This window comes from Microcystis sp. Msp_OC_L_20101000_S702, from assembly GCF_007095705.1.
Lineage (GTDB): Bacteria > Cyanobacteriota > Cyanobacteriia > Cyanobacteriales > Microcystaceae > Microcystis > Microcystis ichthyoblabe_A.
In genome coordinates this window covers 1-26,636 of the sequence record NZ_SFBO01000095.1, presented here as the reverse complement: position 1 = coordinate 26,636, position 26,636 = coordinate 1, and the positions used below count along the sequence as shown (strand labels likewise).

The following is a 26,636-nucleotide window of genomic DNA, read 5'->3' as shown; positions in this document are numbered from 1 at the left end:
CTTGAGTTCTGCTTCACTTTCAGATATTTCTATCTTATAAACTCCTGCCATATTTTTCCTTTAACTCTACTAATATGATATTCTAGCCTATCTGTAGTCACATTTTGGAGAATTGGTATTAAACGCTATCCTTGGGGAAATGGATGCGGATCACTGACAAATTCACCACATCTGTGCAGCGGTAAATTAGCTAGATATTCCCATAATCTAGCTTTTTCAGGGCGCTAAGAGCATGAAGACGGACGATTGCTTCCCCATCGGCTGCTAAAGTCAGCAAAATACTTTTATTATCCCGCTCTAATTCTCCTAAAGCGATCGCTAGAGACTGTTTAACTCCCGTATCAGTGAAGAGCGCCGGACGGGAGTGATAAAAATTACTGAGAATTTCCCCTGCTTGTTGGCGTAATTTCTGGCAGGTTTGCCGGCCGAGAATAGCGATAATTTCCCGACAAATTAGGACATTTTCGCTATATAAAGCCTTTTCTAGGTAATTTAAAGCTTCTCCATCCTCGATCCAGCCCAATGCTCGCACTACAGTTAATTTTAAACTATCGGGAGTTAAGGAAGATTGCAGCAGTGGATTTAAAGCTTTGGCTGAGGTTGCTGTGCCGATACGACCGAGAGCGATCGCCGTTTCTTGACAGATCTCGAGGTGGACATCGAATAACAGCGGTTGCAGATGGTTAAGTAAATCTGCTTGGGGATAATTCGTCCCTAGGTAACTACTAGCTTTAATTGCTTCCCGTCGCACCTCGATGGCCGGATCCTGTAAAGCATCGAGGATAATCGCAGTAATCTGGGGATGGTGAAAACTGCTTAAAGCTTCGATCGCCATCGACCGAATGGCGCTAGATTGATCCTTAACTACAGTTAAAAGCGGTTCGATAATTTCCGGCCGGCGAATTTGTGATAAAGCTTGTACGGCTAAAAAACGGGTATTAGAGTCGGACAGTAATTGTCCTAAACTAGAGATGGCAGAACTGCCGATATTAGCTAAAGCAGCCGCAGCCATTTGGCTGAGTTCCTCCTCCTCCGATCTTTGCAATAATTGACTGAGAGCGAGAATACAGGCTCGATCGTCAAATTGACTGAGAATTCTCGCCAGAAACCAGCGCATTTCCCCATCTTGTTCCTCGGATTCTAACAGGGCAATTAGAGGAGCGATCGCCGATTGACCGATTTGAGGAAATAGTTTCGCTATCTCCCATCGCTGTTGAAAATCGCATTTTTGTAAAGCTTCTAGGGCTAAATCGAGGATTTCATCGTTAATAATCGATTCAATCGCATCTTTTTGGTTTAAAAGTCGCTGTATGCTGGCGTTTACTGTCTCCCAGTCCTTTTTATTCAACGCTATCTGAGCTTTTTCTAGCAGAGCTTGCATCGTGAGAAATGGCCTCGATTTTCGTGCTACCTATCTCAAGAATGTCAGACTTTCTCGCTTTTGTCCTCTCTCATAATGCAAGAAACCGATAATAAATCTCCAAATTGTGCATCAGACATCAGTAGAGGGCGCATCAGCGATCGCACAGTAGGGACGACTATAACAAAGGGGTGTTTCCAAGTCGTGTTGTTCCAAAAATTCCCGATTACTTAAAATCCTAGCGGTTTCTCCCTCTCCCACCACCTGACCACGACTTAACACCACCGTGCGATCGCATAGTTCTAAAGCCAGATCGAGATCATGGGTGGCGATCACTTGGGTTTGGGGTAAAGTGGCCAACAGTTGTATTAATTGCCGACGGGACCGGGGGTCCAGTTGGGCGCTAGGTTCATCAAAAACTAAGACCTGCGGTAACATGGCTAAAACCCCCGCAATGGCCACCCGTTTTTTTTCACCCCCCGATAGATTCTGACTGTTTCTCTTACCGTAATGCTGGGAATCCAATCCCACCGCGTGTAAAGCATGATGACAGCGATGGTTTAAATCCTCTCCCCGAATTCCCTGATTCATCGGGCCAAAAGTCACATCTTCCCAGACAGTGGGCATAAATAGCTGATCGTCGGGGTTTTGGAAGACTAAACCGACAAAATTGCGGATATTTTCTAAATTCTCCGGTTTAACTTCGTAGGGACCGACGGTGATTCTCCCCGTTTGCGGCGGGAGAATACCGTTAAAATGCAGTAATAAGGTGGATTTTCCCGATCCATTGGCCCCGACCAAAGCGACCTTTTCCGTAGCTTCAATGGCTAAATTAATACCTTTTAACGCTTCTGTGCCGTCAGGATAGGTATAAACTAGGTTTTCAATAAAAATCGGGTTATGGTGCATGAAAAACGAGACTTTTACCTGAGTAGATGTACCATTTGACCCCAGAGGATCAGAATTACTATGGCAATTATAGCGAGATAATCTTTCAGCTTACTTTGGGGAACCTGTACAGAGGGCAAGGAACCGGTGTAACCCCTCGATAACATGGCTTGATAAATGCGATCACCACGTTCGTAGGTACGGACAAATAAAGCGCCGATCATGTGTCCCACTAGCAGCCGTTGCCATCGGGGACTACTCATTAAATTGCGCGCAATTGCTGCCCTTCGCATGGAATTAAATTCAGCGATCAAAACAGCTAGATAACGGTACATAGAAGCCAAAATTGCCACCAATAAAGGGGGAGTTTTCAGGGTAACTAATGCTTGCAACAGGTCGGGAATTGCTGTGGTTAAAACCAGAATATTGACCGTACAAAGACAGAGAAAAGCTTTAAAGGCCACACTGCTTAAAACCAGCAATCCCTCGCTAGTTATCCGCAAAAATCCCCAAGACCAAAGAATTTCGCCGCCATCACGAAAAAGAGTTCCCAATAAAACCACACCGATAAAGACAAATTCGATCGCTACTCTTCGTAAAAGTACAAGAATAGTCACCCGACTGATCAGAATTAAAATAATTAATCCTAATCCGTAAATCCCCCAAGTTTCCCAGCTACCATTCGGAGTTAAGGCTGTGGCAAAAACTAACAAAAGACTGACTAAAACCCGGGTATGGGGCGCAAGTTTCTGCCAAAAACCGCAATTTTGGCACTCATTTTCGCGAGAAAAAGTGGCAATGTGTAGCATTTATTCAGTTATCAGTTATCAGTTATCAGTTATTTAGGTATTTAGGGATTTAGGGAAATTTCAGCCAAATGCCGCACTACCCCACTACCCCACTTCTCGACTCCTATCTACTTATTCCTGATTTTGGGATTTTGGAATGATTAATTTACCGATACCCCAAGCGATGCCGAAAGTGGCAAGAGTTCCCAGAAAACCGGCGAGGGGAGTGGCCACACCTTCGGGAACACCTTTGAGGGCATAACCATCAAAAATTCGGGCGGAGGGTAATTGATTACCGAGGGCGTTAGGGTCTTCTTTCTTGCTAAATTGCAAGTCTTCCGCCACTCGATCGAGTCCGTCGGGATCGGGACTGGCAAAGGGAGAAAGAAAAACGGCGATAATTAGGGATAATACCAAGCCAATCAGAAAAAATTGGCTATTTCTGCGAATATTCATCGACTTAATTGGTTTATTGACGAGAAGCTTAGGAAGGAGAAACAAAAGTATTAACGGAATGGGGCGGATCGTAGAGAAGATCGGGACGGGTTCGCCAGATATAACCGACAGCGAAAACGGTAATCACCGCTTCCCCGATACCGATAAGGATATGCCAAGATAACATGGCCACAAGGGCGACTAAAGGCGGTACAGTCCCCGATAAAGCCAATTGCAGGGCGCAAGCTAACGCCGCCACCACCACACTTGTCCAAGCAGCCACGGCAACAGCGATCGCCATACTGCGCCAACGATGAAAACCGAAGGCTTTTCTAATCCCCAGATAGAGATAATAACCGCCAAACGTCCCGATCAGACCCATATTGACGATATTAGCCCCTAAAACCGTTAAACCACCATCTTGAAAAAATAAAGCTTGCACGATAAAAACCACCGCCATCACCAGAGAACCCGCCCAGGGACCGAGTAAAACCCCCGCGAGAGTCCCCCCTAACAAATGTCCGGAGGTTCCCCCCGGAATGGGAAAATTAATCATCTGGGCGGCAAAAATAAAGGCGGCACAAACTCCCATCAAAGGTACAGCCCGTTCAGCGTAGTGACCGCGCACTTTTTTGAGAGAAAAGCCAATCAGGACGACGGCAATTATCCAAGTAAATAGACTCACCGATGGACTCAAAAAGCCGTCGGGTATATGGAGGGCGAGATAAGGGGTCAGGAGAGGGTGAAACAAACCAACCCCTAGAAAATTAACAGACATTAAAATTCAGTCTCCTTGGCAATTTGGGTTAAAGATTTCCATAGAATTGCGTCGCTAGGACGGAAAAGTCCTCTCTTCTAGTAGATAACTAACCGCTTCATTTTACAATGCCCTCTCTGGGGATTTAAACCCTTTAGCTTCTTAAGAATTTCTGTTATTTTTCCGATCATCAGGGTTTAGCTATTAGCCAAAATCTCAATTATTCTCAAGCAGTCAAATTATTTAAATTATTATTAACTTTCGAGTTTTTTGTCGTTTTTATGCTAGGCATTAATCAGTGAGCAGTGAGCAGTTAGAAGAGGCTGGTGACTATTAACCACTGAGTTTTAAGTAACATTAAGCTAAACTGATCACTGATAACTGAAATGTCCCCCCCACATCTCCTCTACCTGCCACTTCCTAAGATAAATAAAGATGAATCAGCTTAAAACTGTTGCTTGATTCGGTGTACTAGCTGGTTTACTTGTCGCTATTGGCCATGGGATTGCTGGTGGGGGTGATGCTTTAATTGTAATTGGTTTAGAGGTCATCTAATGATAAGCTATCAGAGATAACTCCCTCTTTTTCGCTTTTTCTAGCTTGGTGTGAAACCGTGATCAACTCTGAAGAAAAAAGACCGACTTGGGACGAATACTTTTTAATGATCGCTAAATTAGCCGCCACCAGATCCACCTGTTTAGCTTTTCCCGTCGGTGCGGTAATTGTCAAAGATCGGCAGGTTTTAGCCACGGGGTACAATGGTTCCCCATCGGGAACGGTTCATTGTACTGCCCAGGGTTTTTGTTATCCCGGTTTGGGAACCTGTCGAGAATCCGGAGAAATTCCCTCTCGGGCAATTCATGCTGAAGCTAATGCGATCGCTCAAGCGGCTAAACACGGTATTTCTACCCAAGGAGCTAGTATCTATGTTACCTTAGAACCCTGTATTTCCTGTTTAAAACTAATTATTTCTTCGGGAATTAAGGAAGTTTTTTACGAAGCGGACTTTAATAGTGGGACAAAAGCTATTTTAAGGGATTCTTTTCTAGAAACGGGAATTATTAAGTATAAAAAGATTTATTTATCGGAAGAAATGGCTAGTCATGCGGCCTTATTTTTATTAAATCCCATTTCGATCGATCCCAGGTAGTTATCCTCAACGGCGACATCAATGACGACCCCGCAACTTTTCGAGTGGGATGAAAATAAGCGTCAGGCTAATATAGAAAAACACGGCATAGATTTCGCCGACCTGGAAGCGATTTTTAGGGGTCCAATAATTGAGCGCGTGGATACCCGTCAGAATTACGGCGAAATTCGAGTGATTCTAGTGGGTACAATCGATAATATCGTTTTGGTGGTGGTTTATACATGGCGTGGCTCGGTTCGTCGAATAATTAGTGCTAGGAGGGCCAACAACCGTGAACGAAGAACATATTACCAGAGTCACCCGCGAACAGTGGGCGAAGTTGAAAGGCAAAACGAACTGGGAGAAAGTTAAAGGGATGAGTGAGGCGGAAATTGCCAAAAACGCCCTAGAAGACCCCGATAATCCCCCGCTGCCAGCTGATTTTTTCGATGAAGTTCTGGAATGCGCCCCGGGTTCCTTGAATCCCTAACCCTCCGATTAGTAACTGGATTTAGGGATTTTATCGGGGGCTGTATTAGCCTAGACTAACACAGCCCAAAGTTACCGTTTAAATGTCCAAATCCGTAAGATTTAAACGCGGTCCGTGGGTTTCGATAAATTCTCGCCGGGGGGCAACTCGATCGCCCATAAGAATGGTAAATAATTCCTCAGCTTTGGCTGCGTCTTCGATTTCCACCCGTTTTAAAGTGCGAGTTTCGGGATTCATGGTAGTATCCCAAAGTTGTTGGGGCATCATTTCTCCTAACCCTTTAAAACGTTGGATTGTGTAGTTAGCATTGGAGGGAAATTCCGCTATCTTTTGCTGTAATTCTCGATCGCTATAGCAGTAGGAATGATTTTTACCGCGTTCCAATTTATAGAGAGGAGGACAGGCGATATATACATAACCTTGATCAATTAAATTCTTCTGATAACGATAGAAGAAAGTTAACAACAAAGTTCGGATGTGGGCGCCATCCACATCAGCGTCAGTCATTAAAACAATGCGATGATAGCGCAATTGTGAGGGGTCGAAATCTTCTCCTTTAATTCCTAAACCGAGGGCGGTAATTAAGGATTGAATTTCCGTATTTTTGTAGATTTTAGCATCATCGGTTTTTTCGATATTGAGGATTTTTCCCCGCAGAGGTAGAATCGCTTGAAAACGACGATCGCGCCCCTGTTTGGCACTGTTATGGACGAAAACGCCGGAAGCAAGGGCAAAGTTATGGGTATGAGGAACCTCGATATCATAGACATCGAATCTTGTTTCTAATCGCTCGATCGCCACAACTCGATGATTGTAATTAGCCACCGCTTCTAAGGCTTTATTTTTATCACCATCAAAGTAGCGATCGCAGAAAGAATCAAATCGCAATATTGATTTATCCCGCGTCTGAAGCCGATATTTTTGATAAGCTTCCAAATCAATATAACCTCGTTCGATCTCAATTTGTTTTAAGGTCGCTAGGGTTTTTTGATAGTAAGTTTTATTCAAAGCATCACGACGTTTTGAACGAAATTCCCCTGTCCATTGTTCTTTAGTTTTCTCCCGTCGCCATGATAGTAAATCCTGATTTTGCCATTGTTGTTTGGCAGTTTCAGAATAAACTTGACGCTGTTCAGGATGGTCGATAAAGTATTGACGAACTTTATCCGCTTGTGCTTGGCGATTTGTCTGGTTACTCCAATATTGCTGTTGTGCTTGATAAAGTTGTTCGGCATTGTGTCGGCGGTATTCCTCATTCGTATCGTAGAAAGTGCGCCATTTTTCGGTCATGTAGGCTTTATATGCTGCTACTTCCCATTGTGCTTTGGCTTGTTCTGATAAAATTTGCCTTGTTTCTGGTTCTAACATTCGTTGACTCATCATCAAGCGAAATTCATCAGTCTGACGAAGTTGACGACATTTTTCGATCACTTCAGGACGATGTAAAGTTTTCTGAATGTGATAACGATGTAATTCCAAATGATCCTGAATGGATAATCTTTGAAGATTGGAGGGATTATTGTTCAGTTTATTGAAGTCTATGTGATGACAATGTTCTCCATCTTCGAGTTGATAAATTCCCTGCCAACGATTATACCAATCAGCGATCGCATGAGTGAACAACCAAGAATCGGAAGCGGGATTCCAGACCATTTCATAACCGTTAATGGTGATTCCGGGGTCACGAAGATCGGACAATTTCCGATACAAAGGCATTAAAGCATCTTCTGGAGTTAAAGCCGCAGCAGGTTTATAGCTACCATCTCTTAACAGGAAAAGATGGTCAGGAGTACAAATAATCGCTTCACCATGATCGAGAGTAATTTTAATTACTTCTGCGTCTTTTTTGGTGATGCGGGCATTAATAACTCGTTCAACCCCGATCGTGCCATTGTCGCGAATGGTATAACAAAAATGTTCCTTTCCTTGGGCTTGTTCGGTCACTAGCTGTTTAAAACTGAGGTTGCGTCCATCGACAAGGGCGATTTCTGTATCACCATGAAAACAACCGCCGGCGCTGTCACCTTCGACGATGTAAATTTCTGACTTTTCCGGGTCTCTTTCGCTACAATCAGCCAATTTACCCGGTAAAGGTGAGGATTCCAAGACCGATTTCCGTCGTACTAAGTCCCGGGCCCGTCGGGCTGCTTCCGCCGCTTTGTACGCTTGTACTGCTTTTTCGATAATCGTGTCGGCCACTTGGGGATTTTGTTCTAGGTATTCGTTGAGAGTTTCCCCCACCAGCGAATCGACGATACCCCGGACTTCGGTGTTACCTAATTTGGTCTTGGTTTGGCCCTCGAATTCCGGTTCGGGGACTTTTACGGAAATAACGGCGGTTAAACCCTCGCGGACGTTTTCCCCCGCTAGATTAGGCTCGTTTTCTTTAATTTTATTGCGTTTACGAGCGACATTATTTAAAGTACGAGTCAGAACTGCCTTTAATCCTTCTAGATGAGTTCCCCCGTCAATGGTGCGGATGTTATTAGCAAAACCGAGAATATTGTCGCTATAGGCATCTATACACCACTGAAAAGCCACTTCGATATTAATTCCCGTCTTTTCCCCCGATACATAGATAATATCTTTGTGCAGGGTTTCTTTTTCCCGACACATATAGGCGACGTATTCTTTAATACCCCCCTCATAACAATAGGTTTCGATGTGGGGTTCTTCGGGACGGTAATCGCTAAAGGTGATTTTAACACCAGCATTTAAGTAGGCTAGTTCTCGTAAACGTCCGGAGAGGGTACTGTAATCAAATTCGATGCCTTGGCTAAAAATTTCGGTATCCGGCAGGAAATTAACCCTAGTTCCCGTTTTTTCCTCTTGACTGGGACTGCTGACCAATTCTGTGACGGGGATACCTCTTTCGTAGCGTTGGGTATGTACTTTATGATCGCGCCAGACTGTCACATCGACCCATGCAGAAAGGGCATTAACGACGGAAATCCCGACTCCGTGTAACCCTCCCGACACTTTATAGCCACCACTGCCAAATTTACCGCCGGCATGAAGTATAGTGAGAACGGTTTCGAGGGCAGATTTACCCGTGGTGGGGTGGACATCGGTGGGAATACCCCGGCCATCGTCAGTGACGCTGACGGAACCATCGGCCTTGATATCCACTTCGATATGAGTACAGTAACCCGCTAGGGCCTCATCGATCGAGTTGTCCACCACTTCATAGACTAAATGATGTAGTCCCCGCGGCCCGGTCGTACCGATATACATCCCCGGCCGCTTCCTGACTGGTTCTAACCCTTCGAGAACTTGTATCTGTTCCGCGCCGTAGTTACTTGTCATAAAATTTCCCTAAAAAGGCTGTGATCCCTGATTGAACCTAAATGAATGGCAAAATCTTCAAAAATTGTAGCACATAAGGGTTAAAGACTGCTTAAATGCCTTTAGAGAGAATTTTTTATTAGGGTTGGGGTGTGGGGGGTGGGGAAGTGGGGTGTGGGGTTGGGGTGTGGGGAAGTGGGGAAGTGGAGAAGTGGGGAAATTGAACTAAAACCCCAAAACCCCAAAACCCCTAAATCCCTAAATCCCTATCTCCTGTCTCCTGTCTCCTGAATGCTGACTCCTGATCACTGCCAATTACTGATCAATAGTCTTTAAATAGGGTTGGCTGAATAAATCTAAAAACCTTGTTGGGTAAGACTTTTAGACCTTTTGGCCATCAAAAAGTAATGGTTCTGGGAGTGATCGGGGGAAAAATTCCTGGACTTTTTCCCTGAAAATTAGGTAATTGACCCCCTCAAAACCAGTAAAACCCCACACCCCACACCCCACACCCTGCCCCCAGGAAAAACTTTTTCAGCAGACCCTAAATAATGTCATCCTCAAATTTATAACCGACACCGACCACAGTTTTGATAAAGATAGGATTAGCAGGATCGGGTTCTACTTTTTTGCGTAAGCGTCGGATATGGGTATCTACTACCCTTTCATCGCCAAAAAAATCATTTCCCCAGAGATTATCGATTAATTGGGTGCGACTCCAGACGCGATTGGGATAACTGACAAAGGTAGCGAGTAGATTAAATTCTAAGGTGGTTAAATCGAGGGTTTCCTCTGGCATTCCCTCCAATTTACGAAGAGCAGAATGTTGATCTAAGTCGATAATAAAATGACGGCTGCGATGGAGTTGCTGGGGTTGACTATCGTGTCTTAAACTACGTCTTAATAAGGCTCTTACGCGAGCGGTTAATTCCCGGGGACTAAAGGGTTTGACCATATAATCATCGGCTCCCGTAGATAGACCGATAATGCGATCAATTTCTTCTCCCCTAGCGGTTAACATTAAAATATAGGGGTCTTTTGTCCCCGGTTTTTGGCGAATTCTAGCACACAATTCCAGTCCGTCTAATTCCGGTAACATTAAATCTAAAATAACTAAGTCTGGTTGCTTTTGATAAAATAGTTCTAGTCCTACCCTACCATTATAAGCCAGATGACAAGTAAAGGACTCCCGCTCTAAAGTTTGCTGAATCAAATGGGCGATTTCAATTTCATCTTCGATAATAACGATATCCATACAAGGGAAAAAGTTTACAAATATCTAGGCAGATTTTAACATATTAAGGGCCGATTCAAGTCTGAATTGCATCACTATCTGATCTACCTTTATAGAATACCTCATTCGGGGTCTGATAGTCAAGACATTTTCGAGGACGATTGTTAATCAAGTTGAAGCAGCAGCGATTGCTTTCTATCATCAGCAAACTGATTGGCCAGTAGTGCAAACTCTGGTCTGTGATCATGCTCCCCAATTCAAATTACTGACTGATAATATTACTTTGTGTTGGGTACATGAGGAACGACATTATAAGAAGTTGACTCCTTATGTTGCTTGTCACCAAAAAGCTCTTGATCAATTGCTGGATGATTTCTGGGATTACTACCGAGACTTGCTGGCTTACAAAGATGCACCCAGTCAACAGATGGCAGCAAAACTCCGATCTGAGTTTTGGAAACTTTTCGATACTCAAAGCGGTTATCAACAGTTGAATGAGCAAAAACAATTAACACTGCTGAAAATTTCGGAGTTGCTTTTAGTCTTAGAGCATCCCGAATTGCCCTTGCATAATAATCCGGCGGAGTTAGCTGCTAGGACGATGGTGCAGCGACGTAATATTAGTTAGGGACTTGCGCTTTGATAATGTGCCATCTGGCTGGTCTGGTTCTTCTACAGAGCGATTTTCTGGCTGGGATATTATTCCTACGCAAGTCCCTTATGCTACTCAAACTCTGACAGGGGACTCAGGCTTGGGATACTTTTATGTCCCTTGTTGCTACTACTCGGAAATTAGGAATCAGCTTTTTTGAGTATGTTCGTGACCGCATTTCTCAACTTGGTAATATTCCCTCTTTGGCAACTATTATTCGTGAGCAGTCTTCTCTCAATCACCTTGCTTGTTCATGAATACCAGAATAACTCCTGACCCCGATATATTGAGGGGATACGGGAGATCGAACCCAAAATCTATCTTCAATTTAATTATAACCAGCTACCTAGCCAAAAATTTGGTTAGGTATTTTTTTAGTAAACTATCATAACTTCTACTGTTTCTCCTGCTTGTATAGTAGTTTTACCCTGGGGAATTATGACCAAAGCATTAGTACCCGCTAAATTAATTAAATTAGCTGAATTGTGTTGTCCAGAAGCGAGTTGAAATTGATAGACTCCCTCGATAATTTCTATTTTTCCCCAGAGATAAACTTCTCTTTGTCCCTTAGATTTGAGAGTATCGCGGGTGATAACTCGCAGAAATTTGTTCTGATAATCTGTCAATCCTGATAATTTTTTAATGGCCATTTGTACGAAGCGCCAACAGGAAACTAAAGCAGAGACGGGATTACCGGGGATACCAAAGTAAATACAACCGTTAGGAAAAGTAGCAAAGGTTAAGGGTTTACCCGGTTGAATAGCAACGCTGCGAATTAGAATTTTTCCCCCTAATTCCTCTAAAATTCCCTCAATATAATCGTAATCTCCCACGGAAACACCGCCGGTGGAAAGGACGATAGCACTAGAATTAATGGCTTTTCTGATAGTTTCTCTGAGAAGTTCGGGATTATCTTTGATTATACCTAAAGGTCTAGGAATTGCCCCTAAACTGGTGATAAATGCCGTTAAAGCGTAGCGATTTGAGTCAATAATTTGACCTTTTTGGAGGGTTTCATCGGGATTAATTAATTCATCTCCCGTGGAGAAAATTGCCACTTTCGGACGGGAAAAAACTGTTAATTCGGTAGCTTGTGCCGTGGCTAAAACTGCTATTTCTGGAGAATTAAGGGCAATACCGGCTTTTAATAAGGCATTTCCTGCTTGATAGAATGTGCCGCGTTGACGCACGAAAAGACCTATTTTTTCGGGAGGGATAAGAATCGCCACCCGCTCCCCTTTTTGTTGAGTATTTTCCTGCATAATAATCGTATCACTGCCGGCGGGTAACATCGCTCCTGTAAATATTCGGGCTGTTTCTCCCGGTTGAATAATTTTTTCGGGGACTTTGCCGGCGGGAATTTCGGCGATAATCTTTAGAGTAACGGGATTTTCTGGGTTAGTGTCTTTAACATCTTCGTAACGGACAGCATAGCCATCCATTGCGGAATTATCCCAATAGGGAAAGTCTAAATCACTGCTGATATCTTCGGCTAAAATGCGCCCAAAAGCTGCCTCTAGAGAAACTTTTTCTGTTTGCTTTTGGGGTTGAATTTGAGTTAAAATTATAGATTCTGCTTCTTTGACTGAGTACATGGATTAAAAAAATGAACCGATTAGCTAGATTAAGGGTGGAAGATATACAAGCTTGGATTGGGGAAGTGCATTTATTGGATAGGAAGGGTCAGACTCCCTATTATATACCGGTTTTGAACCGAGTTAATCCCGAGGTTTTCGCTCTTCAGATTCACTGTTTTGAGGGGGAGATTTTGTCTTGGGGAGATGAAACTGTAACTTTTCCTTTGATGAGTGTGATTAAACCTTTTTTGTTATTATATCTTTTAAACCATTTAGGGGAAGATGCTGTTTTTCGTCGCGTGGGAAAACAAGCTTCTAGTTATCCTTTTAATTCTTTAACTCAACTGCAAGAGGATAGCGGTTTTCCCCGTAATCCTCTGATTAACAGTGGTGCGATCGCTTTGGCGGATTTATTAGGAGGGGAAACGCCAGAATCTCGCTGTGAAAATTTGCTTTTATGGTTAAATAAAATGGGTAATTGTCAATTATTTCTTGATCGCTCTGTGCTTGAGTCTGTTCACTCTTATCCTAATGTTCACAATCAAGCTCTAAGCTTAGAATTAGAAAAAAATGGTTATATCAGTCATCGTTACTTAGCTCTGGAAACCTACAATCGAATCTGTTGTTTATCTGGAAAAATTGCCGATCTTACTAATTTAGGTAAGTTAATTTTAGCTGCTCCTTTTGGCAAAATTATTCTAGAAATTATGACTAATTGTGGACTCTATGAAGCTTCCGAAAAATTTGCTATTGAGGTGGGTTTTCCCACTAAATCGGGAGTTAGTGGAGCTTTATTATCTATTCTGTCAGACGAGGGAGTTATTGCTTGTTATAGTCCTCTGTTAAATGAGCAAGGTAATTCAGTTTTAGGTCTGGATTTATTAACAAAATTAAGTAATTTTTTCAAGGAAATTTAAGCCATGAAAACAAGATTGAACTTTTCAAAAAAACACCGATTCTATTTAGTAATTATCTTGCTGATATTTATGGCTTTATGCGTCACCAGTTTATTTTTTCCCCTACCAGAATCCCTCAACTATGATGAAGGTTATCATTATGAAAGTGGAGTAGAAATTCTCAGAGGTACGGCAGCGAAACGGGGCGATGAAGATATTTACCATCGCAATATTATGCCAGCTTCAGCACTGCATCCCCTAGTTGATCAAACAATACAAAATATTTTTCCTATCTCTAAAGATATAAACTTAGAAAATAAGTTTTTTGGACGGTTTGCTACGATTATTATCTCAGTAATTTTAGCCATATATGTTTTTATCTGGTCAAAACAACTCTATGGAGTGTTAGCAGGATTTTTAGCCTTAATTCTCTATGTTCTCGATCCTAATATTATCGGAAATTCACGGATAATTACTCAAGATTTATTCGGAGCAGCTTCAATTTTTATTGCCATTTACTATTTCTGGTTTTTCCTAAGATTTGGTAGCAGAAAAAATCTGGTTTTAAGTATATTAACTTTTGGAATTGCCCAGATTTGCCGCTTAACAGCCATTTATTTAGTTCCCATTTATATAATTTTAGGTCTTGGTTTTTACCATCGGGAAATTATTCAATCTATTCAAACCAAAAATATTCCCGTAATTCAACGGGTAATTAAGCGCAGTATCTTCTATATACTAGCTCTGATTTTATCAACAATATTAATCATAAATATTGGTTATTCTTTTGAGAGAAGTGGCACTCAATTGCAGAATTATCAATTTCTCAGTCATAGTTTTAAGCAACTGCAAACCTATCCTGTCTTAAAATCTTTGTCGATTCCTATTCCCGCTGCTTATTTGCAAGCATTAGACTTCGGTAAGTATAAACAAGAAACAGGTTTTGGTAGTGGAATGCCCTATCTTTTGGGACAGTTAGGATTTATAGTTGATCCAGTACAAGGATTTAAAATTAAGGGATTTCCCCAATATTTTCTGATCACTTTTCTCTATAAAGTACCGATAGCTACCCAAATATTTATCTGGTTGGGATTTATCAGTTTATTTCTCTGGAGAAAACAGTTAAATTTTTGGCAGAATGAAGCTTTTTTGATTATTCCCAGTCTATTATATTTCATCTTAATGAGTTTTAACACTGCTCAAATAGGTATTAGATATATTTTAATGATTTTCCCCTTTTTATTTGTCTTTGCTAGTCGGATTGTTACCGGTTGGCCAGCTTATAAAAGACCCTATCGCATTTTAATTATTGTCCTGACCCTTTACTTACTAATTTCCAATCTCTCCTATTTTCCCCATTATATTTCCTATTTTAACGAATTAGTTATTGATCGCAAAATGAGCTATCAAGTTCTGGTCGATTCTAATTTAGATTGGGGACAAAATAAAAATTATCTGCAAGACTATCTCCAAAAACATCCCAACGCTCTCTTTATTCGTTATGACGGAGATAATAAACTTAATTTAGTCATCGAGAATCAAAAAGTTGCACCCTCACAGGTTTCTCTCGATAATCCGATTAATTTACTGGTGATAGAAGCTAATCAATTAATCGGTATTACCACCGATTCTAACCATTTTTACTGGCTGCGTTCTAGTCGTCAACCTATTGATCATCTTGCTTATAGTTACCTAATTTTCAAGATTTCCTCTCAAGACGCAGCCAATATTTTTGGTAAAAACTAGAAACTGTTCACCAATACTTTTTCTGATTTTTCTTGCCAAGTACCATGAAAAATGGGAGGGATAACACTGGGTAATTGCAGACAGCAAAGGGGTTCTTTTTCTAACTGCTGACTATCATAGATTCTCCCTTGGCTGCTGTGATTATTGCCGTCGTAAACCACGACGATTAACCATTCCGTTTCTGGAGATAAACCATCGCAGACAAAAATCGGTTCACTTCCATAACAGTTATTTTCTAGATAAGCAATAGTTAACTTACCCGTGGAGTGATTAGAGTTCTTAAGTACAGGGTGAGAGCATATCAAACGCTATTGACAATTGGCCAATTTTGTGATCCGCTTGCTGTGTGAGCATTTCAAGTGATACCAGTCAATTAGAATAGTTACGAAATCGACCAAATGGGTCGATTTTTGCTTAACAATTGAGATGGCAAATTCTGGCTCTTCGGTTTTAGCGATTTTTGTCAATTATTTTCGATCTAGAGCGAACTAATCAATTAAATCCCTTGCCAGATAAGGATTTAGTCGATTTATGCCCCCCTATCGAACCATACCAAGTAACGAAGAGCCCAAATTCTCCTTGAATATGCCTAAATCGCACTCTGGGTAAGCAACTCACATAAAGTTCATTTTGTCAAGGATTGTTAAGATGCGTTTACCCTGATAATTCCAGTGATCAATTGGCTATCCTGATCATCTCTGGTGATTTTCCCGCAGCATAAATATCCCACATTGTCCGATAAGCTTTTTCTAAATTGCGGGTAAAACGAAGGGTCTCAAATAACGGATAAGTAAGACGATTTTGTGCTAGTTTCTGTTTAATTTCGTGCAATTTATCAGGAGATTTTGCTAAATTAATCGCTAAATTTTTATACTCCTCTAAATTCTTAGTAATTAATTCAGGTAGGCCAATAGCTGTCAGTAAACTAGCACCAACACGGGAAGGAAAAGTTGCACCTGGACAAGTTATAATCGGTAAACCTGCCCATAAAGCATCACTCCCAGTCGTATGAGCATTATAGTATAAAGTATCAAGAAATAAATCAGCTAGTTGATGCCGCGCCAAATGTTCCGACTTAGGTTCGAGATGGGCAAAAATTAAGCGATCGCCTTCAATTCCTCGCGCTTTTGCTTCCCGACGTAGATTTGCTTCAGCTTCAGCTACTCTCGAAAATAACCATAATACACTACCGGGAACATTGGCCAAAATTTGCATCCATACAGTGAATATTTGCGGCTCAATTTTATAGGTATGGTTGAAACAACAAAAGACAAAACCCGATTCAGGAAGACCATAATGGGAACGAGTAACAGGTTTAGATGATATAATTTGTTGATAATCATTAGCCTGATAACTATCCGGTAAAATTACCAATTTTTCGGTAAAATTATCAGCAGACTCTGGTGGTGTAACTATGGCATCACCAATAATATAGTCGATAAAATCTGCTCCCATTGTCCCCGGATAAACCAAATAATTAACTTGAATCGGTGCCGGTTTTAAAGCCAATATTTGTGTCCGTGCCTTATCAATATATCCCATCAAATCAACTAAAATATGCACCCCATCATGAAAAATCCGTTGTGCAGACTCCGTAATTGATAAAGTAGCAATATCATAAAAGCGATCGCAATCATTAGCAATGCGATGACGATACTCACTACCATCATCAGGACCATAGGAATAGGCAATTATTTCAAAGTTATTGCGATCATGTAAACCAAAGACACTTTGCATCAAATGACTGGTAGGATGATTACGAAAATCATGGCATAAATAACCTATTTTTAATCGTCCAGATCGGGTGCGGGAATGGTTAAAGTTGAGGGGTTTAGTAATCAATGCTAATTGTCTTTTAATTTCTTGAGCATAGTTAGAAGCTACTTTTAACTGTTGAGTAGCAGACCAAGGTTTATATAAGCTATCAAAGGGAGTTACTGCGGTAGTTTTTCTCTCTTGTAACTGTTTTTCTGTTAATTGCCAAAGTTGAATTAAATCAGCTTCTCTTGTGTCCCAATTACAAGTCATTTCCTTCATAGAAAATAAGCAAGCAAAAGCCTCTGGGGAATTAGATTGAATGGCTAAAGCTTGCTTAAATACGCTCATAGCTGCTTCTACTTTGTCCTGTCTTCCTAACGCTAAAGCTAAACTATTGTAAGCTTTAATGTATTTAGGATTAAGCTTAATTGCTGTTTGGAAATAAGCGATCGCTTCTTCAATTTTTCCCTGTAGTTGTAACACATTTCCTAAATTAAAGTGTGCTTCTGGATAATTAGGGTTTTTCCTGATTGCTTCTTGAAAATTGACCACAGCATCCCCTAACTTATCCTGCATTTGTAAGACTAAACCTAAATTATTATCAGCAAAAGCATAGTTTTGATTGCTACGAATAGCTTGGTTAAAGCAAATAATCGCCTCGTCTAAATCTCCCTTGCTAACTGCTATTATTCCTAAATTATTGTGGCTTTCTGCATAATTAGGATTAATCAATAAAGCTTGCTTATAAGCCAAAATAGCTTGATCAATTTGTCCTAAACTATCCATGATCACCCCCAACTGATGCCAAGCGGCTGCATATTGGGGAGATTGATTAATTAATTGTTGATAGAGAGCGATCGCTTCTTCAAGCTTAAGCTGTTTTTGCAAGGTGTATGCTTGCTGATAAAGGGTATCTGCTGGGGAAGTATCAGGCTGATTATTTGCTATATTTCCTCCAACTAAAGGAGAAATAGGATCAAGAGTAATAATTTTACTGATGTCATCATTTTGGAATCCTAAAGCTTGGGGACGTTTAACTCCTTCTAAGACTTGTATATCATAAAGTTCAGTCACTTCACCTTCTAAACGTATCCAGTGAACAACTTCACCTGTTTTCAAGTCAATAATTAGCAGACCACAGCGAGGATCTGCTTCTTTAGCCATTAAATTATCATCTAAGATTAACCCCGAAAAAGTCTTATCTCCCCCACGACTTTTAGATAATCCAACAATGGCATAATTTCCGACAAATGCTAAACCGCGCAGAAAACCAGGACAAAAAGTAACAGGCTCAAAAATGCCTTTGTCTTGATCAATATAACCAAAGTAACCCGTACCCGCATTTAATAACCATAACTTACCCTGATAAAATCGGGGAGAATGAGGCATAGATAAACCAGTAGCAATTACTTCATTAGACTGAATATCAATGACACAACCGCCAGTTTGTCTTCTGTCTCTCCACCCATCCACCACATCTGATTGACTACAAGCGGTAACATAACGTGCCTTCCCATCTACCAAAGCTAAACCATTGAGATGACAACGATCTTCATTGACTAAAGCGGAAATAAACGATGGTTTCCATAGGGGAATACAACTATGGCGATCGCTGACTGTCGCCAGACAATTTAACATCGTACTGATAAATATAATTCTTTCAGAGAGATTTTCTATTGCCAAATCGTGAATATCTAAATCCCCAGTAGTATAACTAATGCGGGGGATATAAAGTTTATCGTAACCATTATAAAGCTGTTCGGATGATAGCACATTATCTAGTTGCCAGATTTGATAGCGGGAACTAAGATAAATCCTTTCTGGGGTAGTATATAAACCCATGGCGCGGTCAAATATCCGCTCAAATCCCGACATCCCCCTGTGGGGGTTAACTCCTAAAAACATCAGTCGAGAACTTTGATAGGTAGTAAAAGCCAGACTAATCTGCTGAGACTCTAACCAATCAATGAAATTACGGGAAGCAATTATCTCTACGGGAATAGATTGATTAGTATTGGGAGTTGATTGATTCATCGGTTGTCTAGTCCAAATCTAAAGCAAATTTTATTTTTACATAAGTAGGTAGGCGTTAAAAATTATCAGATGCCCCCCTTATTAAGGGGGGATTAAGGGGGGACTAAGGGGGGATCGGCACCCCCCTTATCAAGGGGGATCCCCCCGCCTTCGGCTTCCCCCCTTATCAAGGGGGGCTAGGGGGGATCGAACCTAAAATCCATTTTTAATTTAATTATAACCAGCTACTTATCGTAGGGTGTGAAGCGCGATAGCGTAACGCACCGATTTAATGATAGAGGTGGTGCGTTACGGCGGCTTGTTAATTTTGGTTTTTTGACGGAATTGATAGCCGACTAACGCACCCTACACCTAAATTAGGTGTGTCAGTCCACTACGATTTATGTTTTTGTTTGAGCGCGATCGTTTATAATCAAAATATGGATAGAAAATCTACCTTTTCACCGATAGGTTATTGTCCGAATGCTTCGCCCCTACAGGACGCGGGCCGATGAAGACGCAAGGTTTTGAACGACGATTCTCTCAAAATCTTGCACCTGTTTCGCGAGAAAAGCCCCAAAACCTTTACTTTGCCTACATTTCAAATTTATTCAGCAAACCCTATTTTGGGGTAAAAGAAAAATGCGTAAACAGACCATTCAATATACATCATCTTTAGATGCTTTGATTGCTGTTGCCAAGCGACTTAGCGTTTATGAGAATCAACATAAAATGGATTCCGAAGATTTTTATAACCAATACAATCAGGGAACATTATCAGATGATATAATATTTATAGAATGGGCAAACGATTATCGTCATTACCTTGCTTTGCGTCAAGAATTAGAACAAATATTAAATCATGCTGCTTAAACTTTTATCTGATTACCTCAATCAAGTAGAGCAAGCAATTGTGCAGCCAGTAGGGTGTGTTAGCGATAGCGTAACGCACCAATTTAATGATAGAGGTGGTGCGTTACGGCGGATTGTTAATTTTGGTTTTTTGACCGAATTGATAGCCGCAAATACGCACCCTACTGGATTGTTTAAACTGGATTGTTTCAACTGCGACCTCTTCCCATGATTGATGTCCTCAGCCAGTAGGGTGTGAAGCGCGATAGCGTAACGCACCAATTTAATGATAGAGGTGGTGCGTTACGGCGGCTTGTTAATTTTGGTTTTTTGACGGAATTGATAGCCGCCTAACGCCCCCTACGCCTACTTAATTAAACAAAGAAATTACCCACTGGAATGCTCCCTAAAGCAGGTAAAGTACCAGTAAATCCGGTGATATTTATTAATAAATCATTGCTGGATTGGAAGCCATCTGTGCTATCATTAATAACGAGGTAAGTTCCAGCGATCGCACCAGTTGTTACTTGCACTAAGGCGGCACTATTAACCGCTAATTCTTGATTACCTGTAGTGGCTCCATTGGCATCAGTAAATACCTGATTGACTAAATTCTGTAAAGTGGTGACAGTGCTATTAGCAGCACGACTGAAACTACTAGGCGCACTCGTGGCAGTTCCACCTTGAGTTAATAAGTCAATTTTATCACTATTGATGGCAAAATCTGTGATACGATCGCTTGTTGATATGGTAGATTGGCCAAATTGGAAGATGAAAGTATCTGCACCTAAACCACCGGTTAAGGTATCAATTCCCGCACGTCCATTGATTTGATTATTGCCACTATTTCCGGTGATTTTATTGTTACCAGCGTTACCTGTACCATTAATATTATTAGTGCCAATTAGTCTGAGGTTTTCCACATTGTTGGGTAAGGTGCGAGTAATTGCGCTTTGTAGGGTGTCAGTAATAATTACCTGTCCAATTGCTTCGTCGGGATTAACGGTAGCATTAACCGGATTGGAGAGGGTGACGGTGAAGACTTCATCAGGTTCATTGAGGTTATCATTGAGGATGGGAATGCTAATAGTAGCGGTGGAAGTATTAGGTGCAATGGTGATAGTTCCGGTTTTGCTAGTGTAATCTACATTGGCGGTAGCGTTAATGGGTGCAGTGGTATAGTTGAAGGTAATTGGTTGCGGATTGGGATTATCAACCGTGACGGTGAGGATGGCATTATTATCTTTACCTTCCACTACGGTGATGTCGTTGATGGAGAGTTGCGAGGTGACACTGGTATCATCATTGGTAATTGTCCCCGTGGCTGCGTTAGGAGTACCTACTGTATAACCTGTCCCCGCAGCGAGGGTTAAAATGACAGTTTCATCACTTTCTACTATTGTGTCAGCAGTGGAATCAACGGTTACGGTAGCAATCGCAGAATTAGCCTCGAAGGTGACACTGGTAGGAAGCAAAGTGTAATCGGTTCCGTTGGTTGCTGTCCCACCAATACTATAGTTAACAGTTAAGGGGTTAGTTGTATCTCCTGTACGAATGAAGATATAGATGAGATTACTTGTCCCGTCTTCAGTAACACTACTAGGAGAAATCGCAAGAGTAATACTAGGAAGTATGAGATCATCATTCGTAATTGTCCCCGTAACTGGAGTAGTCGTACCTATCGTATAATCAGTCCCCGCAGTGAGGGTTAAAGCGACGGTTTCATCCGCTTCAACAGTAGTATCAGCAGTCGGGTCAACTGTTACAGTCGCAGTTGTAGAATTAGCAGCAAAGGTGACACTGGTGGGGATAGAAGTGTAATCGGTTCCGTTGGTTGCTGTCCCACCAATACTATAGTTAACCGTTAAAGCATTACTTGTTACTCCGGTACGAGTGAAGATGTAGATGAGATTACTTGTCCCGTCTTCAGTAACACTACTAGGAGAAACCGCAAGAGTCACACTGGTATCGTCATTGAGAATTGTTCCCTGTCCCTGATTATCGGCTAAGGTGACGTTACGACCATTGGTTTGTAAATTACTCAGATTAACGAAGAAAGTCTCGTTACTTTCGACTTTAGTATCGCCATTGACAGCAACAGTAATCGTCTTAGAAGTCTCACCAGCATTGAAGATTAAGGGAGTAGCAGCAATCGCCGTATAATCGTTATCTGTTGTCGTAGCTGTACCGTCTGCGGTGGCGTAATTAACCGTTACTGCTGTATCAACTGCATTAGAAAGAGTGACAGTAAATACTGCATTAGTTGTCCCGCTATTTCCTTCGGTAATTGTGACATCAGTAATCGCAATCGATGCGCTGTCATCGTTATTAATCGTTCCCTGACCTTGATTATCAGCTAGGGTGACGTTACTGCCATTGGCTTGTAAATTGCTGAGATTGAGGAAAAATGTCTCATTGAGTTCAACTTGGTTATCGCCATTAACTGGAACTGTAATCGTTTTAGAAGTTTCTCCCGGATTGAAGGTTAAGGTGGTGGTAGGAATAGCAGTGTAATCGGTTCCGGCGGTGGCTGTACCGTTAGCGGTGGCATAATCGACGCTCACAACGGTACTGGCAGCACTAGAAAGGCTCACGGTAAAGACCGCGTTAGTGGTGCCGCTATTGCCTTCGGTAACGGTGACATCGTTGATAGTAAGAGAAATCGGGGGTTGAGAAACATCGGTAATGGTAACGGTGGCGGTGGTGGGGGTGGGGTCGGCATTGAGGAAGATTGAGACGTTGTTGCCGTATCGGTTCGCTGTTGCCAAGTCGGATTGGCCGTCGCCGTTGAAGTCCCCTACCGTCACAGAAAAGGGACTAATCCCCACGGAAAAGTTGGTGGCAGTGCCAAAACTGCCCGTGCCGGTTCCTAATAGCACTGAGACGTTGTAGCCGTTGCGGTTCGCCACAGCCAAATCGGATTGGCCGTCGCCGTTGAAGTCCCCTACCGTCACGGAAAGGGGTTGACTCCCCACGGAAAAGTTAGTGGGCGTGCCAAAACTGCCCGTGCCGGTTCCCAATAGCACTGAGACGTTGTTGTTGTCACGGTTCGTCACAGCCAAGTCAGATTTGCCGTCGCCGTTGAAGTCCCCTACGGTCACGGAATAGGGAACAGCCCCCACGGAAAAGTTAGTGGGCGTGCCAAAACTGCCCGTGCCGGTTCCTAATAGCACCGATACGTTGTTGCTACCAGCGTTCGCCGTTGCCAAATCGGATTTGCCGTCGCCGTTGAAGTCCCCTACCGTCACGGAAAGGGGATTAATCCCCACAGAAAAGTTAGTGGCGGGTCCAAAACTGCCCGTGCCAGTTCCTAATAGCACTGAGACGTTGTTGCCGAAAATGTTCGCCGTAGCCAAATCGGATTTGCCGTCGCCGTTGAAGTCCCCTACTGTCACGGAACGGGGAAAACTACCCACGGAAAAGTTAGTGGCAGTACCAAAACTGCCCGTGCCGGTTCCTAATAGCGCTGAGACGTTGCTGCTGTTAACGTTCGCCACAGCCAAATCGGATTTGCCGTCACCGTTGAAGTCCCCTACCGTCACGGAATTGGGATAACTCGCCATCCCCACGGAAAAGTTGGTGGCGGGTCCAAAACTGCCCGTGCCGGTTCCTAATAGCACTGAGACGTTGCTGCCATTATAGTTCGCCACAGCCAAATCGGATTTGCCGTCGCCGTTGAAGTCCCCTACCGTCACGGAAGTGGGACGATTCCCCACGGAAAAGTTAGTAGCAGGATTAAAGCTGGCGCTAGAGTTAGCACCGAGGATGTAGTCTCCCCCCGATGTCAGGTTGACTTTGACGGTTTCGTTGGGGTCACTTACCGCATCGGATACGGCGACCACGTTGAGGGTAGCGGTGGTGGCTCCGGCGGCGATGGTGAAGGTGTTGGCGGTTACTGCGGTGATATTTGTGCCAGCAGTGAGGGAATAGTCGGCGAGAATGGTGGCGGTAGTGCCGGTGGTGTTGAAGTTGACCACTATCCCACCCGTGGGCGCGGGGGTGTCTAGGCTGATGATAAAGGTGCCGACGGTTCCCCCTTCTACCGGGTTGGTGCCGGGGGCGATGGTGATTTTGGGGGTGGTATTGAGGATGACTGAGACGTTGTTGCTGTTAAAGTTCGCCGTTGTCAAGTCAGATTTGCCATCGCCGTTGAAGTCTCCTACCGTCACGGAAAAGGGACGACTCCCCACGGAAAAGTCAGTGGCGGTGCCAAAACTGCCTGTACCGGTTCCTAATAGCACTGATACGTTGTTGCCAACGTTCCCCGTAGCCAAATCGGATTTGCCATCGCCGTTGAAGTCTCCTACCGTCACGGAAGTGGGACGACTCCCCACGGAAAAGTTAGTGGCGGGTCCGAAACTACCCGTGCCGGTTCCTAATAGCACCGATACGCTGTTGCCCAAATAGTTCGCCGTTGCCAAATCGGATTTGCCGTCGCCGTTGAAGTCCCCTATTGTTACGGAACCGGGAGTAATCCCCACGGAAAAGTTAGTGGCGGTGCCAAAACTGCCCGTGCCGGTTCCTAATAACACTGAGACGTAGCTGCTGTTAGCGTTCGCCACAGCCAAGTCAGATTTGCCGTCGCCGTTGAAGTCCCCTACTGTCACGGAACGGGGAAAACTACCCACGGAAAAGTTGGTGGCGGTGCCGAAACTGCCCGTGCCGGTTCCTAATAGCACTGAGACGTTGTTGCTGTTCAAGTTCGCCACAGCCAAATCCAATTTGCCGTCGCCGTTGAAGTCCCCTACCGTCACGGAATAGGGACCAGCCCCCACGGAAAAGTTGGTGGCAGTGCCAAAACTGCCCGTGCCGGTTCCCAATAGCACTGAGACGTTGTTGCCACCACGGTTCGCCACAGCCAAATCGGATTTGCCGTCGCCGTTGAAGTCTCCTACCGTCACGGAAAAGGGACGACTCCCCACGGAAAAGTCAGTGGCGGTGCCAAAACTGCCTGTACCGGTTCCTAATAGCACTGAGACGGTGCTGCTGAAATCGTTCGCCACAGCCAAATCGGATTTGCCGTCGCCGTTGAAGTCCCCTACCGTCACGGAAATGGGAATAATCCCCACGGTAAAGTTAGTAGGGGTACCAAAGGCCATTTCCACACTAATCGCTTGCCCATCAACGGTAATAGTCGCCGCGTCATTTTCCTCTCGTATCGCCGCGATTTCCGCCTCCGTCAGGCTTTCTCCCCGCACCAGCGCCGAAAATAACTGCCCCTCATCCCCCGGGGTATCGCTGCTGTTGATTTGCGCGTCGATAAAATGCCCAATTTCTTCTAATAACACCGCGCTGAGGGTGGTAGCGTCCCCCGAATCAATCAGGGTTTGAGAGATATAAATCTTATTAATACTGCTGGAATATGCGCCGAAAATCCCTGAATTGCCAAGGTTTTTAACTGTAATAGGGGGAAGTTGACTAAAATCTCGACTTTGCCACTGCTGTCGTAATTGCGTCGCTTTAACCACATCATAGTTTGTGCCAAAAGCAGTTTCTAAATTTGCCCAAAAGTCATCAGATTGAGCGAAATCGAACAAAATATCGTAAACAGCAGGAAGGCTCGGCAACAGGGTAGAAGTCATGACATTGAACGCAAAAGACGACTGGTGCTATTTTATGCAAAAAATCGCCAATCTTTCAAGGGTGCTATGACAAAAATTAACATTTATACAAGAAAACGGGTTTCTAAATAGGCGTTTGCAGAAACCCGTTTTCTAAAGAAGTTCTAGGATTGGATTCTTGCGAAAGACTGCTTAAATTCTGGTAGATAGTACCGAAACTTTATTCAGGTATTGTTCCACATCTAAAGGAACTTCACCTAAGCGAGCTTGCAAAACTGTTTTGACAAAATCACGAGCATTTTCTAACGCGCCAATTTCCTTACCAATTTCCTTGCCAATTTCCTTACCGCGTTCCATTCCTCGTAACTCCATATTACTCATTAAAGGCATGGTTTTTTCCTCCTCAAATTGTTTAATTTTACTCTCTAAACTTGACTGTAATTCAGGGGATAAAGTCATCATATTGTCGATGATTTCAAACAGTTTAATTATCTGTTCCCTCTCGAACTCCTTTTCATACAATCCCCTGATTAACTTCCACTTCCACTGTTCCCGTTGTGGCAGCTTCCCAGTAGTCGCTTTTGTTTTCAGGTGTGCCATGACGATTATAGCAAAGGGATTGCTACTTGCTTCCAATTAGTCACTGATAACTGATAACTGATAACTGATAACTGATAACTGATAACTGATTAATTGGTGAACTTCAGGAAAAAAGAAGTATAAAAACGCTTCAAAATACTCGCTTAATGCTTCTTTCCAAGGTTCATCATAATTGGCAGTTGCTGGGTTCATTGGAGAAGAAAATTACTGAGACTATTGTTCTAAAAGTTGATGCAACTCATCAAAAGAATTAACGGTTAATGCCGATTTCAGTAACTCGTCTAAAATCGATAATACAGAAATTTTATCAACAGCTTGCTCAATTTCTATTGGAATGTCACCCAATCGCATTTTCAGCACCGTTTTAACATAGTTACGAGCATTTTCTAACGCTCCAATTTCCTTACCAATTTCCTTACCGCGTTCCATTCCTCGTAACTCCATATTACTCATTAAAGGCATGGTTCTTTCCTCCTCAAATTGTTTGATTTTACTCTCTAAACTTGACTGCAATTCAGGGGATAAAGTCATCATATTGTCGATGATTTCAAACAGTTTAATTATCTGTTCTCTCTCGAACTCCTTTTCATACAATCCCCTGATTAACTTCCACTT

At 42.8% G+C, this 26,636-nt stretch carries 19 protein-coding genes and 2 pseudogenes; 7 read left to right on the top strand and 14 right to left on the bottom strand.

The features are described 5' to 3' along the window. Window positions 1-190: 190 nt before the first annotated feature. The 5 genes from EWV60_RS10625 to EWV60_RS10605 all read right to left on the bottom strand — a co-directional run bounded on the left by EWV60_RS10625 (window position 191) and on the right by EWV60_RS10605 (window position 4,249). Window positions 191-1,381 carry a HEAT repeat domain-containing protein gene (locus EWV60_RS10625; RefSeq protein ID WP_287232235.1) on the bottom strand — a complete coding sequence of 397 codons (1,191 nt, stop codon included), beginning with the start codon at window positions 1,379-1,381 and terminating at the stop codon, window positions 191-193. A 111-nt stretch (window positions 1,382-1,492) separates the two neighbouring features. Next, on the bottom strand, window positions 1,493-2,269 hold the full coding sequence (locus EWV60_RS10620; RefSeq protein WP_194033150.1) for an energy-coupling factor ABC transporter ATP-binding protein: 777 nt from the start codon (window positions 2,267-2,269) through the stop codon (window positions 1,493-1,495). Window positions 2,270-2,283: 14 nt separating this feature from the next. Next, window positions 2,284-3,057: a cobalt ECF transporter T component CbiQ gene (gene cbiQ / locus EWV60_RS10615; RefSeq protein WP_194033151.1), complete on the bottom strand. Its 774-nt coding sequence runs from the start codon at window positions 3,055-3,057 to the stop codon at window positions 2,284-2,286. A gap of 111 nt (window positions 3,058-3,168) precedes the next feature. Then, the gene (locus EWV60_RS10610; RefSeq protein WP_194033152.1) at window positions 3,169-3,492 is read right to left on the bottom strand and encodes a PDGLE domain-containing protein; all 324 of its coding nucleotides are present in this window, start codon (window positions 3,490-3,492) and stop codon (window positions 3,169-3,171) included. 28 nt (window positions 3,493-3,520) lie between these two features. Beyond that, a complete protein-coding gene (locus EWV60_RS10605; protein WP_287232234.1) occupies window positions 3,521-4,249 on the bottom strand; it encodes an energy-coupling factor ABC transporter permease in 729 nt (242 codons plus the stop codon). Window positions 4,250-4,841: 592 nt separating this feature from the next. On the opposite strand from EWV60_RS10605, the gene EWV60_RS10600 reads away from it, so the two are divergent. Together EWV60_RS10600 and EWV60_RS10595 are read left to right on the top strand one after the other, a co-directional pair. Continuing rightward, a complete protein-coding gene (locus tag EWV60_RS10600; RefSeq protein ID WP_002743086.1) occupies window positions 4,842-5,378 on the top strand; it encodes a deoxycytidylate deaminase in 537 nt (178 codons plus the stop codon). Window positions 5,379-5,399: 21 nt separating this feature from the next. Then, complete coding sequence (locus tag EWV60_RS10595) at window positions 5,400-5,729, top strand: BrnT family toxin (protein ID WP_002743085.1); 330 nt, start codon at window positions 5,400-5,402, stop codon at window positions 5,727-5,729. A 196-nt stretch (window positions 5,730-5,925) separates the two neighbouring features. Here the strand turns inward: EWV60_RS10595 and gyrB are convergent, their stop codons facing one another. Both gyrB and EWV60_RS10585 read right to left on the bottom strand, forming a co-directional pair. Further along, entirely contained in the window at window positions 5,926-9,153 is a 3,228-nt protein-coding gene (gene gyrB / locus EWV60_RS10590) for a DNA topoisomerase (ATP-hydrolyzing) subunit B (RefSeq protein ID WP_002736160.1), read from the bottom strand. Between the two features lie 523 nt (window positions 9,154-9,676). Continuing rightward, the gene (locus EWV60_RS10585) at window positions 9,677-10,387 is read right to left on the bottom strand and encodes a response regulator transcription factor (RefSeq protein ID WP_002737246.1); all 711 of its coding nucleotides are present in this window, start codon (window positions 10,385-10,387) and stop codon (window positions 9,677-9,679) included. A gap of 202 nt (window positions 10,388-10,589) precedes the next feature. On the opposite strand from EWV60_RS10585, the gene EWV60_RS10580 reads away from it, so the two are divergent. Next, a complete protein-coding gene (locus EWV60_RS10580) occupies window positions 10,590-10,994 on the top strand; it encodes an IS66 family transposase (protein ID WP_042790823.1) in 405 nt (134 codons plus the stop codon). A gap of 137 nt (window positions 10,995-11,131) precedes the next feature. Further along, window positions 11,132-11,275, top strand: a complete 144-nt coding sequence (locus EWV60_RS10575) for a hypothetical protein (protein ID WP_002743075.1) — start codon at window positions 11,132-11,134, stop codon at window positions 11,273-11,275. Between the two features lie 117 nt (window positions 11,276-11,392). On the opposite strand, the gene EWV60_RS10570 is transcribed toward EWV60_RS10575, so the two are convergent. Beyond that, window positions 11,393-12,613 (bottom strand): molybdopterin molybdotransferase MoeA, encoded by a 1,221-nt coding sequence (locus EWV60_RS10570; protein WP_287232233.1) that lies wholly within the window; start codon window positions 12,611-12,613, stop codon window positions 11,393-11,395. Window positions 12,614-12,624: 11 nt separating this feature from the next. Between EWV60_RS10570 and EWV60_RS10565 the strand changes: the two genes are divergently transcribed. Together EWV60_RS10565 and EWV60_RS10560 are read left to right on the top strand one after the other, a co-directional pair. Beyond that, entirely contained in the window at window positions 12,625-13,512 is an 888-nt protein-coding gene (locus EWV60_RS10565; protein ID WP_287232232.1) for a glutaminase, read from the top strand. A 3-nt stretch (window positions 13,513-13,515) separates the two neighbouring features. Next, window positions 13,516-15,237: an ArnT family glycosyltransferase gene (locus tag EWV60_RS10560; RefSeq protein WP_287232231.1), complete on the top strand. Its 1,722-nt coding sequence runs from the start codon at window positions 13,516-13,518 to the stop codon at window positions 15,235-15,237. Here the strand turns inward: EWV60_RS10560 and EWV60_RS10555 are convergent. Both EWV60_RS10555 and EWV60_RS10550 read right to left on the bottom strand, forming a co-directional pair. Further along, window positions 15,234-15,509 (bottom strand): annotated as a pseudogene (locus EWV60_RS10555) (carotenoid oxygenase family protein); the annotation flags it as partial. The gene EWV60_RS10560 and the pseudogene EWV60_RS10555 overlap by 4 nt on opposite strands. Window positions 15,510-15,912: 403 nt before the next feature. Then, window positions 15,913-19,029: a TIGR03032 family protein gene (locus tag EWV60_RS10550; RefSeq protein ID WP_287232230.1), complete on the bottom strand. Its 3,117-nt coding sequence runs from the start codon at window positions 19,027-19,029 to the stop codon at window positions 15,913-15,915. Between the two features lie 621 nt (window positions 19,030-19,650). Here EWV60_RS10550 and tumA point away from each other — a divergent pair. Continuing rightward, a complete protein-coding gene (gene tumA / locus EWV60_RS10545; RefSeq protein WP_002771674.1) occupies window positions 19,651-19,881 on the top strand; it encodes an antitoxin TumA in 231 nt (76 codons plus the stop codon). Window positions 19,882-20,234: 353 nt separating this feature from the next. Here the strand turns inward: tumA and EWV60_RS23215 are convergent, their stop codons facing one another. The 4 genes and pseudogenes from EWV60_RS23215 to EWV60_RS10525 all read right to left on the bottom strand — a co-directional run. After that, window positions 20,235-25,442, bottom strand: a complete 5,208-nt coding sequence (locus EWV60_RS23215) for a beta strand repeat-containing protein (RefSeq protein ID WP_353734394.1) — start codon at window positions 25,440-25,442, stop codon at window positions 20,235-20,237. A 171-nt stretch (window positions 25,443-25,613) separates the two neighbouring features. Continuing rightward, complete coding sequence (locus tag EWV60_RS10530) at window positions 25,614-26,021, bottom strand: hypothetical protein (protein ID WP_353734393.1); 408 nt, start codon at window positions 26,019-26,021, stop codon at window positions 25,614-25,616. A gap of 36 nt (window positions 26,022-26,057) precedes the next feature. Beyond that, entirely contained in the window at window positions 26,058-26,213 is a 156-nt protein-coding gene (locus EWV60_RS23210; protein ID WP_353734392.1) for a hypothetical protein, read from the bottom strand. A gap of 21 nt (window positions 26,214-26,234) precedes the next feature. Continuing rightward, window positions 26,235-26,636: pseudogene (locus EWV60_RS10525) on the bottom strand (transposase); the annotation flags it as partial.

Coding starts and splice junctions, on each gene's coding strand:
- EWV60_RS10625 (WP_287232235.1), bottom strand. CDS start 1,381: ATGCAAGCTCTGCTAGAAAAAGCTCAGATAGCGTTGAATAAAAAGGAC.
- EWV60_RS10620 (WP_194033150.1), bottom strand. CDS start 2,269: ATGCACCATAACCCGATTTTTATTGAAAACCTAGTTTATACCTATCCT.
- cbiQ (WP_194033151.1), bottom strand. CDS start 3,057: ATGCTACACATTGCCACTTTTTCTCGCGAAAATGAGTGCCAAAATTGC.
- EWV60_RS10610 (WP_194033152.1), bottom strand. CDS start 3,492: ATGAATATTCGCAGAAATAGCCAATTTTTTCTGATTGGCTTGGTATTA.
- EWV60_RS10605 (WP_287232234.1), bottom strand. CDS start 4,249: ATGTCTGTTAATTTTCTAGGGGTTGGTTTGTTTCACCCTCTCCTGACC.
- EWV60_RS10595 (WP_002743085.1), top strand. CDS start 5,400: ATGACGACCCCGCAACTTTTCGAGTGGGATGAAAATAAGCGTCAGGCT.
- gyrB (WP_002736160.1), bottom strand. CDS start 9,153: ATGACAAGTAACTACGGCGCGGAACAGATACAAGTTCTCGAAGGGTTA.
- EWV60_RS10585 (WP_002737246.1), bottom strand. CDS start 10,387: ATGGATATCGTTATTATCGAAGATGAAATTGAAATCGCCCATTTGATT.
- EWV60_RS10575 (WP_002743075.1), top strand. CDS start 11,132: ATGTCCCTTGTTGCTACTACTCGGAAATTAGGAATCAGCTTTTTTGAG.
- EWV60_RS10570 (WP_287232233.1), bottom strand. CDS start 12,613: ATGTACTCAGTCAAAGAAGCAGAATCTATAATTTTAACTCAAATTCAA.
- EWV60_RS10565 (WP_287232232.1), top strand. CDS start 12,625: ATGAACCGATTAGCTAGATTAAGGGTGGAAGATATACAAGCTTGGATT.
- EWV60_RS10560 (WP_287232231.1), top strand. CDS start 13,516: ATGAAAACAAGATTGAACTTTTCAAAAAAACACCGATTCTATTTAGTA.
- EWV60_RS10550 (WP_287232230.1), bottom strand. CDS start 19,029: ATGAATCAATCAACTCCCAATACTAATCAATCTATTCCCGTAGAGATA.
- tumA (WP_002771674.1), top strand. CDS start 19,651: ATGCGTAAACAGACCATTCAATATACATCATCTTTAGATGCTTTGATT.
- EWV60_RS23215 (WP_353734394.1), bottom strand. CDS start 25,442: ATGACTTCTACCCTGTTGCCGAGCCTTCCTGCTGTTTACGATATTTTG.
- EWV60_RS10530 (WP_353734393.1), bottom strand. CDS start 26,021: ATGGCACACCTGAAAACAAAAGCGACTACTGGGAAGCTGCCACAACGG.
- EWV60_RS23210 (WP_353734392.1), bottom strand. CDS start 26,213: ATGAACCCAGCAACTGCCAATTATGATGAACCTTGGAAAGAAGCATTA.